The sequence below is a fragment of the Streptomyces polygonati genome (assembly GCF_042650325.1).
Lineage (GTDB): Bacteria > Actinomycetota > Actinomycetes > Streptomycetales > Streptomycetaceae > Actinacidiphila > Actinacidiphila polygonati.
Map to the genome: position 1 here is coordinate 109,897 of NZ_JBHSBB010000050.1, position 12,391 is coordinate 122,287.

At 72.6% G+C, this 12,391-nt stretch carries 8 protein-coding genes and 2 tRNA genes; 7 read left to right on the plus strand and 3 right to left on the minus strand.

Annotated features, from left to right (window positions below):
• Positions 1–18: 18 nt before the first annotated feature.
• Together ACFO3J_RS34010 and ACFO3J_RS34015 are read left to right on the plus strand one after the other, a co-directional pair.
• Positions 19–597, plus strand: a complete 579-nt coding sequence (locus tag ACFO3J_RS34010) for a Uma2 family endonuclease (protein WP_386438078.1) — start codon at positions 19–21, stop codon at positions 595–597.
• Positions 598–690: 93 nt separating this feature from the next.
• Complete coding sequence (locus ACFO3J_RS34015) at positions 691–3,630, plus strand: FAD-binding and (Fe-S)-binding domain-containing protein (protein ID WP_386438081.1); 2,940 nt, start codon at positions 691–693, stop codon at positions 3,628–3,630.
• Positions 3,631–3,658: 28 nt separating this feature from the next.
• Here ACFO3J_RS34015 and ACFO3J_RS34020 read toward each other — a convergent pair whose 3' ends face one another.
• A complete protein-coding gene (locus ACFO3J_RS34020) occupies positions 3,659–4,816 on the minus strand; it encodes a PP2C family protein-serine/threonine phosphatase (protein WP_386438084.1) in 1,158 nt (385 codons plus the stop codon).
• Between the two features lie 330 nt (positions 4,817–5,146).
• Between ACFO3J_RS34020 and ACFO3J_RS34025 the strand changes: the two genes are divergently transcribed.
• Together ACFO3J_RS34025 and ACFO3J_RS34030 are read left to right on the plus strand one after the other, a co-directional pair.
• The gene (locus ACFO3J_RS34025) at positions 5,147–6,553 is read left to right on the plus strand and encodes a M1 family metallopeptidase (protein ID WP_386438087.1); all 1,407 of its coding nucleotides are present in this window, start codon (positions 5,147–5,149) and stop codon (positions 6,551–6,553) included.
• Between the two features lie 81 nt (positions 6,554–6,634).
• Positions 6,635–7,435 carry a pentapeptide repeat-containing protein gene (locus ACFO3J_RS34030; RefSeq protein ID WP_386438090.1) on the plus strand — a complete coding sequence of 267 codons (801 nt, stop codon included), beginning with the start codon at positions 6,635–6,637 and terminating at the stop codon, positions 7,433–7,435.
• A gap of 53 nt (positions 7,436–7,488) precedes the next feature.
• On the opposite strand, the gene ACFO3J_RS34035 is transcribed toward ACFO3J_RS34030, so the two are convergent.
• Positions 7,489–7,562: transfer RNA gene (locus ACFO3J_RS34035), tRNA-Lys, on the minus strand.
• Between the two features lie 371 nt (positions 7,563–7,933).
• Here ACFO3J_RS34035 and ACFO3J_RS34040 point away from each other — a divergent pair.
• Positions 7,934–8,007: transfer RNA gene (locus ACFO3J_RS34040), tRNA-Lys, on the plus strand.
• Positions 8,008–8,083: 76 nt separating this feature from the next.
• On the opposite strand, the gene ACFO3J_RS34045 is transcribed toward ACFO3J_RS34040, so the two are convergent.
• Positions 8,084–8,839, minus strand: a complete 756-nt coding sequence (locus tag ACFO3J_RS34045) for an IclR family transcriptional regulator (protein WP_386438093.1) — start codon at positions 8,837–8,839, stop codon at positions 8,084–8,086.
• A gap of 264 nt (positions 8,840–9,103) precedes the next feature.
• Between ACFO3J_RS34045 and ACFO3J_RS34050 the strand changes: the two genes are divergently transcribed.
• Together ACFO3J_RS34050 and ACFO3J_RS34055 are read left to right on the plus strand one after the other, a co-directional pair.
• Entirely contained in the window at positions 9,104–10,237 is a 1,134-nt protein-coding gene (locus ACFO3J_RS34050) for an LLM class flavin-dependent oxidoreductase (RefSeq protein ID WP_386438094.1), read from the plus strand.
• 273 nt (positions 10,238–10,510) lie between these two features.
• Positions 10,511–12,253, plus strand: coding sequence for a glycosyl hydrolase family 18 protein (locus ACFO3J_RS34055; protein WP_386438096.1), 1,743 nt, complete (start codon positions 10,511–10,513; stop codon positions 12,251–12,253).
• Positions 12,254–12,391 lie beyond the last annotated feature (138 nt).

Here is a 12,391-nt window from a genome sequence, read left to right on the forward strand (position 1 = left end):
GGAGGACGGAGGAGTTCTGTGACCGCCATCGAGGACCGGCCGCAGATGCTGACCGAGGCATTCGAGCGCATCGCGGCCGCCGCCGAACGCGAAGACGTCCGGCTGGAGTTCGTTCACGGAGAGTTGGGGACCAAAGCGGTGCCGGACGGGGACCACGACGAGATCATCCGCTGGGTCATGCAGCAGTGCATGCGGCAGCGCCCGGATCTGTGGCTCTACCCGGAGCGCGGTCTGAAGGTCGAGACCTACCGCCAGGGGCGGGCCAAACCGGACGGCGCTCTCGCTCCCCAGGGGAGCTTCGCGGGTCACGGCGAGTGGGCCGACGCCGGGCAGGTCCTGATGACGGTCGAGGTCACCTCGTACGACAGCGGGACCGACAAGCGGGACCGGCAGGACAAGCCGCGCGCCTATGCCGAAACCGGTATTCCGGTGTATCTGCTGATCGACCGGACCCTCGGCGAGGTCGTCGTCTACGGCAGCCCGGAAGAGGGCGCGTACAGCCGCATCGAGCGGCACTACTTCGGCAAGCAGATCGAGCTGCCGCCGCCGGTCGGGATGACGCTGGACACCGAGCCGCTCAAGGATTGGACGCGCTGAGCCCCGCCCCGGCCCCCTCCCCGTCGGCGCGCGCCGCGCGGCCGCCCCGCTTATGTTGGGCACCGGTGTGAGATCCCCGTCCCGGAGGTCCGGATGCCCGTACAGGAGAACGAGGGGGAGGCGCTGCGGTCCGTGCCGTCCGTGTCGTCCGCGTCGGGGTCCGGGGACCGGGTGGAGGAGACGCGGGCGGGTGGGACGCCGGCCGGGCTGAAGCGGGAGCTGGAGGAGCTGCTGGGGCCCGGGAAGGTGCTCGGGCGGGTGTCGGACCTGGTGAAGTACGCGTCGGACGCGAGCCCGTACCGCTTCGTGCCGCAGGCCGTGGTGGTGGCCGAGAGTGTGCGGGACATCGTCAAGCTGATGGGGTACGCGCGGGGGCAGCGGCGGCATCTGGTGTTCCGGGCGGCCGGGACGAGCCTGAACGGGCAGGCGCAGGGCGAGGACATCCTGGTGGACGTGCGGCGCCACTTCAGCGGTATCGAGGTGGAGGCCGAGGGGGCGCGGGCGAGGATCCTGCCCGGGACCGTACTGGCCCGGGCGAACACCGCGCTGGCCCGCCACGGCCGGGTGCTGGGCCCCGACCCGGCCAGCGCCTCGGCGGCCACCGTCGGCGGAGTGCTGGCCGGCAACGCCTCCGGGATGGCGGCCGGCACGACCCGCGACTCCTACCGCACGGTCGCCTCGCTCACCGTCGTGCTGCCCTCGGGCACCGTCGTGGACACCGGCGACCCGGAGGCGGACACCGTGCTCGCCGCGGCCGAACCGGAGCTGTGCCAGGGGCTGCTGGACCTGCGGGACGAGATCGAGGCCGACCCGGAGCTCATCGTCCGCATCCGGGCCAAGTACGCGATCAAGAACACCAGCGGCTACCGGCTGGACGCCTTCCTCGACGGCGAGACCCCGGCCCAGATCCTGCGCGGTCTGATGATCGGCTCGCAGGGCACGCTCGGCTTCGTCAGCGAGGCGGTCTACGCGACCCTGCCGCTGCGCCGGGCCATCAGCACCGGGCTGCTGTTCTTCCCCTCGCTGAACGCCGCCGCGGCCGCCGTGCCGCTGTTCGGCCAGGCCGGCGCCGAAGCCGTCGAGCTGATGGACGGGCAGGTGCTGCGGGCCACCGGGGCGCCCGACCTGCCCGCGGAATGCGCCGCGCTGCTGGTGGAGTTCCGGGCCGCCGACGACACCGAACTGGCCGCGTACGAAAGGGCCGCCCGCCGGATCTGCGACGACCTCGGGCTGGTCAAGCCGGTGCCGGCGGCCGGCAACGACTTCACCCGCGACCCGGCCCGGATCGCCGCGCTGTGGAAGGCCCGCAAGGCGTTCGTCGCCGCGGTCGGGGCGGGCCGCCCGCCCGGCACCACCCTGATCACCGAGGACTTCGCGGTGCCGCCGGACCGGCTGGCCGAGGCCTGCGCCGAACTGCTCGCCCTCCAGCGCCGGCACGGCTTCGACGCCGCCGTCGCCGGGCACGCCGCGCACGGCAATCTGCACTTCCTGCTGGCCTTCGACGCGGGCGACCCCGCCGACGTCGCGCGCTACGCCTCCTTCATGGACGACTTCTGCCGCACCATGACCGAGCGCTTCGCCGCCTCCCTGAAGGCCGAGCACGGCACCGGGCGCAACCTCGCGCCCTTCCTGGAGCTGGAGTGGGGCAGCAAGGCGGTCGCCCTGATGTGGCGGGTCAAGAGCCTGCTCGACCCGGACGGCATCCTCGCCCCCCGGGTGGTCCTCGACCAGGACCCGCGCGGGCATCTGCGCGGCCTGAAGACCATCCCGGTGCTGGGCACCGCCGCCGACGCCTGCGTCGAGTGCGGCTTCTGCGAGCCGGTCTGCCCCAGCCGCGACCTGACGACCACGCCCCGGCAGCGGATCGTGCTGCGCCGCGAGATGCTGCGCCAGCCGCCCGGCTCGCCGGTGCTGCGCGAACTGCTGGACGCCTACGGCTACGACGCGGTGGACACCTGCGCCGGCGACTCGCTGTGCGAGCCGGCCTGCCCGGTGGGCATCGACACCGGCGCCCTGATGAAGGAGCTGCGCCGGGCCGGGCATTCCGGCGGCGCCGAACGCCTCGCCGCCTCGCTCGCCACCCACGGCCGCCTGGCCGAGCGCGCCGCCCGCGCCGCGGTGGCCACCGCCGCGGCCGTACGCGACCGGCTCGGCGAGCGCCCGCTGGCGCTGGCCACCGGGGTGGCCCGCAGGACGTCGCGGTCCGAGCGCGTACCGGACTGGCTGCCGGAGATCCCCGCCGCGGCCCCCCGGCTGCCGCGTACCCAGCGGCAGGGGGCGGCCGCCGTCTACTACCCGGCGTGCGTCAACCGGATCTTCGGCCCGCCGCGCGGCCGGCGCCGGGCCGACTGGCTGCCGCAAGCCCTGGTCACCGTCTCCGCCCGGGCCGGCCTGCCGGTGTGGATCCCGCCGGACGTACCCGGTACGTGCTGCGCCACCATCTGGCACTCCAAGGGCTACGACGCGGGGAACGCGGTGATGGCCAACCGGATCGTGGAGCGCGCCTGGGGCTGGACCGGCGGCGGCGAGCTGCCGCTGATCGTGGACGCCGGGTCCTGCGCGCTGGGGCTGAGCCGCGATGTGACGCCGTATCTGAGCGCGTCCAACCGGGAGTTGCACAGCGACCTGAGCATCGTCGACTCGGTGGAGTGGGCGGCCCGGCAGCTGCTGCCCGGACTCACCGTCAGCACGCCGGCCGCCTCGGCCGTACTGCATCCGACCTGCTCGATGCGGCACGGCGGCTCCACCGGCACCGGCACCGACGTCGCCGAGGCGCTGGCGGAGGTGGCGCGGGCCTGCGCGCTGGAGGTCACGGTGCCGGACGACGCGGGCTGCTGCGCCTTCGCCGGCGACCGCGGCATCCTGCACGAGGAGTTGACGGCCGCCGCCACCCGCCGCGAGGCGGAGGAGGTCGCCGCCCGGGGCTACGACGTCTATCTGTCGGCGAACCGGATGTGCGAGCTGGGCATGGAGCACGCGACGGGGGAGCCGTACGAGTCCGTGCTGGTGGCGCTGGAGCGGGCGACCCGCTGAGGGCGGCCGAAGGATCCGCCGGCGGCCGTCAGGTCCCCAGCAGGGGCCCTCCCGCGGGCCTGGCCGGCAGCGGGTCCTGGACCGGTGCGAGCAGCAGCAGGACCACGTCGTCGGACAGCGAACCGCCCGAGTGCCGCAGCAGATCCGCGTAGACCCGCTCCACCGCCGCCCCCAGGTCGTTCGCCGAGCCGGCCACCAGCGGGCCTACCCGCTCGGTCAGCGGGTAGAAGGTGTGGTCCACCGGGCTGCGCGCCTCGATCACCCCGTCCGTGCACAGCACCAGCACATCACCGGGGTCCATGGGCGCCTGCCAGGGCACCGGCCCGCCCGCCACCATGTCGGCCAGGCCCAGCGGCACCCATGGATCGACCGGGTCCAGCGTCCGGACCCGGCCCGTCGTGGACACCAGCAGCGGGGCCACATGGCCGTAGTGCAGCAGCTCCACACTGCCGGGCCGGTCGAACTGCGCGAACAGCGCGGTGATGAAGTCGCCGTCGCTCACATCGCGCCGCACGCTGGTCTCGACCCGCTCGGCCACCCGGTCGAGACCCCCCTCGTCGAAGGCGGCCTCGCGGAAGGCGCCCAGCACCACCGCCGAGGTCTGCACCGCGCCCAGCCCCTTGCCGCGTACGTCGCCGATCAGCACCCGTACGCCGTGCGGGGTCTCCAGCGCGGCGTACAGATCGCCGCCGATCTGGGCGGCGTCGGCGGCCGAGACATAGCGGACCGCCAGCCGCACCCGGCCCACCTGCGGCGCGGGCGGCCGCATCAGCGCCTGCTGGGCCGCCTCGGCGACCGAGGTGATCGCGCTGAAGGCCCGGGCGCCGGTCTCGCGGCGCCAGGAGATGTACACGCTGAACACCGAGACGATGGCGTAGGCGATGAGCTGGCCGTAGAGCACATCGTGGTTGGTGAGGTCGGCGACACCGTCGTACGAGGACAGCCCGCCCTGGATGGCGGCGCCGAGCAGGCAGATGAAGAGGGTCGCGCGCCAGCGGACGGTGATCGAGGCGAGCGCGGGGGCCACCACGATGCCGGGCGTCAGATAGTGGTCCCGTCCGGCCAGCAGGTCGGCGCCGACGACGACGGCCAGGGCGAACAGCGGCAGCGAGAGGCCGAGCCGGGACAGGTAGTCGCCCTCCGCCCGCTGCAAGCCGCTGAGGGCCCTCGACCAGACGCTCTTCACACGGGGAACCAATCTGACGGTCGGACGGCGTCAGCACCAGCGTTCCGATCTTCACCCCCGCCCGCAACCCCAGCGACGGCGCCGGGGTGCGCGCCGGCGCCGGCGGGTGCGCCCGGTGCGGGTCGGCGCCGTCCGGTGCCGTCGCGCCGCGGTCCGGCGCCGTCCGGTGCCGTCGCGCCGCGGTCCGGCGCCGTCCGGCGCTTTCCGGACAGCTGTGTTGCGCCGGGTGAAGGTTCTGCGACAGCTGGGGTGATCGGGGTGGCTGAGGCGGCCGGGGCTTCCTAGGGTCGCCGTGTACCTGCCACTCGTCCGCTTTCTGGAGGACTTCCTGTGCGCAAGCGCGTGATCGCATCCGCCGCCGCCACCCTCGGCCTGCTGCTGGTGGTCCCGGCAGCCGCGGCCGACGCCGGGCCCGGCGCGCCGGGCATCGGCGACCCGTACTACCCCACCTACGGCAACGGCGGCTATGACGTCACCCACTACGACCTCGACCTCGGCTACCAGCCCGCGACCGACACCCTGACCGGCACCGCCACCATCAGCGCCACCGCCACCCAGGGTCTGACCAGCTTCGACCTCGACTTCGCGCTGACCGTCAGCAAGGTCACCGTCGACGGCCGCCCGGCGGGATTCGCCAGCAGCGGGGAGCAGGAACTCGTCGTCACCCCGGCCCGCCCGATCCCGAGCGGCCGGCACTACACCGTCGCGGTCACCTACTCCGGGGTGCCGTCCACCGTCCAGCGCTACGGCTTCACCTCCTGGCAGCGCACCCCGGACGGCGGAGTCGCCGCCAACGAGCCCGAGTCGGCCTGGTGGTGGTTCCCCAGCAACGACCACCCGCTGGACAAGGCGACCTACGACGTGAACGTCCGCGTCCCCAGCGGCGAGCAGGCGATCAGCAACGGCCTGCTCCTGTCCCGGCGGACGAAGGGCGGCTGGACCAGCTACCACTGGCGGCAGGACGCACCGCAGGCCACGTATCTCGCCACCCTCGCGGTCGGCCACTTCGACATCACCCGCGGCCGGACCCGGACCGGCGTGCCGGTGATCAACGCGTACAGCACCGACCTGAAGGACCCCATCGCCGCCAACGCCCGCGCCAGCGTGGAGCGCACCGGCGAGATCATCGACTTCCTCAGCGGCTACTTCGGCCCCTACCCCTTCGACGCGGCCGGCGGCTACGTACCGAACGTCCCCACCCACTTCTCGCTCGAAGCCCAGACCCGGGTCTTCTACAGCCCGGCCACCTTCGCCAACGTCAACACCTCGGTCGTCGCGCACGAACTGGCCCACCAGTGGTGGGGCGACAGCGTCTCGCTGGAACGCTGGTCGGACATCTGGCTGAACGAGGGCTTCGCCAGCTACGCCCAGTGGCTGTGGTCCGAGCACGAGGACCAGGGCACCCCGCAGCAGCTCGCCCAGCAGGTCTACGACGCGCACCCGGCCGACGACCCGTTCTGGACGGTCGAGCCGGGCGACCCGGGGCCGCAGAACCAGTTCGACGACGCGGTGTACGACCGGGGCGCGGTCGCCATCCAGGCGCTGCGCGACACCATCGGTGACCGGGCCTTCCTCAAGCTGCTCAAGGCCTGGCCGGCCGCGCACCGCCACGGCAACGGCACCGTCGCCGAGTTCCGGCGGCTCGCGGAGCAGCTGTCCGGCAAGGATCTGGGCGGCTTCTTCACCACCTGGCTCTACACCGCCGCCAAGCCGGCCACCTTCCCGGCCGGTTCGTGACCTCCGGGGCATAGGGCACCATGGACCGCGGGCGGCGCTACGGACGACGCCGCCCGCGGCACCCCTGGGGAGTACGAGCGCGTGGACGAGGCGGGACGGCTGCGGGCCGACTGCGGCAACTGCTTCGGGCTGTGCTGTGTCGCGCTGACCTTCACCCGGTCGGCCGACTTCGCCGCCGACAAGAAGGCGGGGGAGCCCTGCGGGCATCTCGACGGGGGCCACCGCTGCGGCATCCACGCGGACCTGCGCGGCAGCGGTTACGCGGGCTGCACGGTCTACGACTGCTTCGGCGCGGGGCAGCAGCTCTCCCAGGTCACCTTCGCCGGCCGCGACTGGCGCGGGGCCGACGACGGGGGGCGGGCGATGTTCGCGGCGCTGCCGGTGATGCGGCAGCTGCACGAGCTCCTGTGGTACCTGGACGAGGCCCGTGGGTACGCGGTGGCGGCGGCCGAGGTGGAGCGCGCCTTCGGCCGGGTCGACGCGCTCACCCGGCTCGGCGCGGAGGCCCTGCCCGGGCTGGACCCCGCTGCCGAGCGGGCGGCGGTCGGTGAGCTGCTGCTCCGGATCAGCGAGGCGGTACGGGCCCGGGTGCCGGGGCGCCGCAGGGACCGTCGCGGCGCCGACCTCGTCGGAGCCCGCCTGCGCGGGGCGGCCTTGCACGGCGCGAGCCTGCGCGGCGCCCTCCTCATCGGCGCGGACCTGCGCGACGCGGACCTCCGCGTGGCCGATTTCCTCGGTGCGGACCTCCGCGACACGGACCTGCGCGGCGCGGACCTCTCCGGGGCGCTCTTCTTGACCCACCCCCAGCTGAACGCGTCCCGCGGCGACCGCTCAACCACCCTCCCGGCCGCCCTCACCCGCCCGCCCCACTGGCCCGCCTAGCCCTTCCACGACGAAGGCCCCCCACACGAGCGGGGGGCCTTCGTCACTACCAGTGCGCCGCCAGGGACTCGAACCCCGGACCCGCTGATTAAGAGTCAGCTGCTCTAACCAACTGAGCTAGCGGCGCGTGCGGGATTAATTCTACCGGGTCAGAAGGTGTGCTCGGGCCCACCCGATCCCGCCTCCCGGCGGCGCGGGCCGCAGCCCGGGCGCTGACCGGACCCGCCGGAACACCTGCGGTCGTTCCCGGACCACAGCCCGCCCCGGGCTGAGCGCGCAGTTCCCCGCGCCCCTGTAGGGCGCCGCCCACCGCCAGGGGCACCCGTGCCTTCCCGGGAAGGGGAACGCCCCGACAGGGGCGCGGGGAACTGCGCGGCCAGCCACGACGCACCCGCAGACCGGAGCCGGCCGAACCCACCCGGACACTCACGGCCCCCCGGGCGCGGCGACGGGGTGGGCCCGAGCACCCCTTCTGACCCGGTAGAATTAATCCCGCACGCGCCGCTAGCTCAGTTGGTTAGAGCAGCTGACTCTTAATCAGCGGGTCCGGGGTTCGAGTCCCTGGCGGCGCACCGCAGGTGATCCGTTACCGGCCGAAGGCCCCCCGCCCGCGCGGGGGGCCTTCGGTGCGTTCGGCGGGGGAAAAGCTCAGAGCGTCATGGAGAGCAGCAGCGGGGCCGCCCGGTCGTGGAGGGTGTCGGCGGCGGGGCGCAGCCGGTGCGCGGAGGTGGAGGGCATGGAGAGGGCCAGGCAGGCCACCGACTTGCCGATGGTGACCGGGACAGCCGCGCAGACCGTACCGACCGCGTACTCCTGGAGGTCCAGCGTGGGCGCCGAGGGCGGCTGGCGGTCGAGTTTGGCGAGCAGGACGTCGACATCGACCTCGGTCCGGGAGGTGAGCCGGGCCGGCCGGTGCCGGGCGAAGTGGTCCACCCGCCCCGCGTGGTCCAGCTGGGCCAGCAGGCACTTGCCGATCGCCGTGGCGTGCGCCGCCGAGCGGAAGTCGACCCATTCGTTGACCCGCGGTGTCTCCGGGCTGTCCGCGAAGTCGACCAGGCGGACCTCGCCCTCCTCGTAGCGGGCGTAATAGACCGCCGCCCCCACTTCCTCCCGCAGCTCCGCCAGAATCGCCCTCAGCTTCTCGGCCACCGCGGCTTCCCGATCGGGTGAACCGAGCAGCACCGTCGGCTCACCGATGACATAGCCGCCGTCCGGCAGCGAATCCAGATAACGCTCCCGCCGCAGCATCGTCAGCAGTTGCGCGAGATAACTCAGCGGCACCCCGATCTCCCGGGAGAGCTGCTCCGCGGTCACCCCGTGCCGGTGGGTGTCGACGGTCTCCAGCACCCGCAGCGCGTACTGGACCGCGTAGACCGGTCCCGACTGGCGGTGATCTGTCGCCACGGTGGCCCCCCTGAAGGTGTGCCGCTTGGGTTTCACCACGATAGCCCCAATGGCCCTTCCCGTACGGACCGTTGGCACGCGATCCGGGCCGCCGCGGACGTATACGCAGGATCGCGCCACTCTGGCATATGCCCTGGTCATTCCCCGTCCTCCGGCCCGGCCGCAATTGCGGCCGGGAACAACCGGACGACGGCTCCGGTTGTCCTGGGGAGCGGGCCCAGGCCCGCGGGACGGGTCAGCGAGACGATCAAGGAGGCGCCCGCCGTGGGTGAGCAACAGCAGGGCAGCGACGGTTACGGCATCCGGGGGACGATCCGCGGCTCCGCGCCCGTACCCCTGTCCGTACTCGACCTGGCCACCGTCGGCAAGGGCCTCACCGCGGCCGACGCGCTGCGGACGAGCGTCGAGATCGCCAAGACGGCCGAGACCCGGGGCTACCACCGGATGTGGGTGGCCGAACACCACTCGATGCCCGGGGTCGCCAGCTCGTCACCCGCGGTGATCCTGGCCCACCTCGCCGCCTTCACCCGGACGCTCCGGCTCGGCTCGGGCGGCGTGATGCTGCCCAACCACGCGCCGCTGGTGATCGCCGAGCAGTTCGGCACCCTGGAGGCGCTGGCCCCCGGCCGGATCGACCTGGGCCTGGGCCGGGCGCCCGGCACCGACGGAGCCACCGCCGCGGCGCTGCGCCGCACCGCGACACTGCACGAGGGCGCCGACGAATTCCCGCAGCAGCTCGCGGAGTTGACCCGGTTCCTGGACGACGGCTTCCCCGACGGGCACGCCTACGGCCGGATCCACGCCATTCCCGGCCCGGTCCAGGGCAGCGCCGAGGGCGGCGTGCAGTCGGCGGCCCGGCCCAGCGTCTGGCTGCTCGGCTCGTCCGGCTTCAGCGCCCAGCTGGCCGGAATGCTCGGCCTGCCTTTCTCCTTCGCGCACCACTTCTCGGCCGCCAACACCGTGCCGGCCCTCGCCCTCTACCGCGAGTCGTTCCGCCCCTCGGCCGTACTGGACCGCCCCTACGCCTCGATCGGAGTGGCCGCGCTGGCCGCCGAGGACCCGGAGCAGGCCCGCCGCCAGGTGCTGGCCGGCGCCCTCAGCATGCTGCGGCTGCGCACCGGCCGCCCCGGCCTGGTACCGACGCCGGAGGAGGCGGAGGCCTACGCGTACAGCCCCGCCGAGCGGGACTTCGTGGACTCGTGGCTGGTCAACATCGTCCACGGCGACCCCGAGACGGTCCGCACCGGACTGGACGAGCTGGTGGCCCGTACCGGCGCCGACGAGCTGGTGATCACCGCCAACGCGCACACGCCGGAGGTCCGGCTGCGTTCGTACGGACTCATCGCGGACGCGTACGGCTTCCCGAAGGACATCACCGAGGAGACCGCCGCAGGTTAACGACCGATTTCCGGGGTCCGGTGGTCCAATGCCGGACCGGCGGCCCGCCGGTGCCTTAACCCAGCGTTAAAGCCGCTCGTCACAGGTTGACGAGCGGCTTCGCTCATGTCGTGAACGATCCACGGCCGGTCCAGCGGGTTTCAAATTGGTCTAGTCCAAGCCTGGTTCAGACCATTGACGTGCACTTGACGAGGGCCTATCAATGCAACAGCCCCCTAGTTGTTCCTCCCTCTCCCCCCGGAGGTACTTGTGCAGTCCAGGAAGAGAGCGCTCGTGGCCGCCGCCACCAGCGCCGCCCTCGCCGTCGGCGCGCTCACCGCGCTCGTCTCGGGCGTCGGCACCGCTCAGGCGGCCAACGCGCCGGCCGCGGCCAAGCCCGCCGCGGCCGCCGCCGCCAGCAGCGGTGGCGTCAAGATCGCGTACTACGACCAGTGGAGCGTGTACGGCAACGCGTACTACCCGAAGGCACTCGACACCTCGGGCGTCGCGAGCAAGCTGGACATCCTCAACTACTCGTTCGAGAACATCGATCCGACCAACCTGACCTGTTTCGAGGCCACCAAGGCGTCCGACGCCACCAACGAGAGCGACCCCAACGCCGGTGACGGCGCGGGCGACGCCTTCGCCGACTACCAGAAGTCCTTCGGCGCGGCCGACAGCGTGGACGGTGTGGGCGACGTCTGGAACCAGCCGATCGTCGGCAACTTCAACCAGCTGAAGAAGCTGAAGGCGAAGCACCCGCAGCTGAAGATCATCGCCTCGATCGGCGGCTGGACCTACTCCAAGTACTTCTCCGACGCCGCCAAGACCGACGCCAGCCGCAAGAAGCTGGTCAGCTCCTGCATCGACATGTTCATCAAGGGCAATCTGCCGGTCCAGGGCGGCTACGGCGGCACCGGCAGCGCGGCCGGCATCTTCGACGGCTTCGACATCGACTGGGAGTACCCCGGTTCGCCGAACGGCCACACCGGCAACCACTACAGCACCGCGGACAAGGCGAACTTCACCGCGCTGCTGGCCGAGTTCCGCACCGAGCTGGACGCCTACGGCGCGGCCAACGGCGGCAAGCACATGCTGCTCACCGCGGCCCTGCCGGCCGGCCAGGACAAGATCGCGAACGTCGAGACCAACAAGATCGCCGCGTCCCTCGACTACGCGAACATCATGACCTACGACATGCACGGCGCCTTCGAGACCACCGGGCCCACCAACTTCCAGGACCCGCTCTACCAGTCGCCGAACGACCCCTCGAACCCGGTCTCGCCGGGGACCGAGAAATACAGCACCGACGCGGCGATCAAGGCCTGGACCACCGGTGACGCCGCCTACGGCATCCCGGGCGGCTTCCCGGCCAACAAGATCACCATGGGCTATCCGCTGTACTACCGCGGCTGGAGCGGCGTTGCGGCCGGCAGCAACCACGGCCTGTACTCCAAGGCCACCGGCCCGGCCGCGGCCCGCAGCCTCAGCGCTACCGCGGGCACCGCGTACTACAAGGAGCTCGGCGGGATCGTCGACAACCCGGCCGACACCTTCTACGACACGGCCAGCCAGACCAACTACTTCTACAACGGCAGCGAGTTCTGGACCGGGCTCGGCGCCCAGTCCATCCAGGCCAAGGCGGACTACGCGCACTGCCACGGTCTGGGCGGCTCGATGATGTACTCGCTGCTCGACTCGGACCCGTCGGCGACGCTCTTCAACAAGATCGTCACCGCCACCAACGGCTCGGCGCCCGGCTGCACCGCCCCGCCGACCACCCCGCCCACCACGCCCCCCACGACGCCGCCGACCACCCCGCCGACGACGCCGCCCACCACTCCTCCGACCACGCCTCCCACGACGCCCCCGGCCTCGTGCGGCAGCCTGCCCGCCTGGTCCGCCAGCGCGGTCTACGTGGCCGGCAACCAGGTCTCCTACGGCGGCCACAAGTGGAACGCCAAGTGGTGGACCACCAACGAAGTGCCCGGTACGACCGGTGAGTGGGGAGTCTGGCAGGACCTCGGCGCCTGCTGAGGCACTGGTCCCGTATGGCCGTATGGCCGTATGGCCGTATGACCGCAACGACCGTATGACCCAGGCGCTCCGCGCCTGACCAGGGCCCGCGTCCTCACTCCCCCCGAGGACGCGGGCCCGTTCGTCGCGCCGCTGTCG

Excerpts from the sequence above, each read along its gene's own strand:
- ACFO3J_RS34015 (WP_386438081.1), top strand. The coding sequence starts at position 691 with ATGCCCGTACAGGAGAACGAGGGGGAGGCGCTGCGGTCCGTGCCGTCC.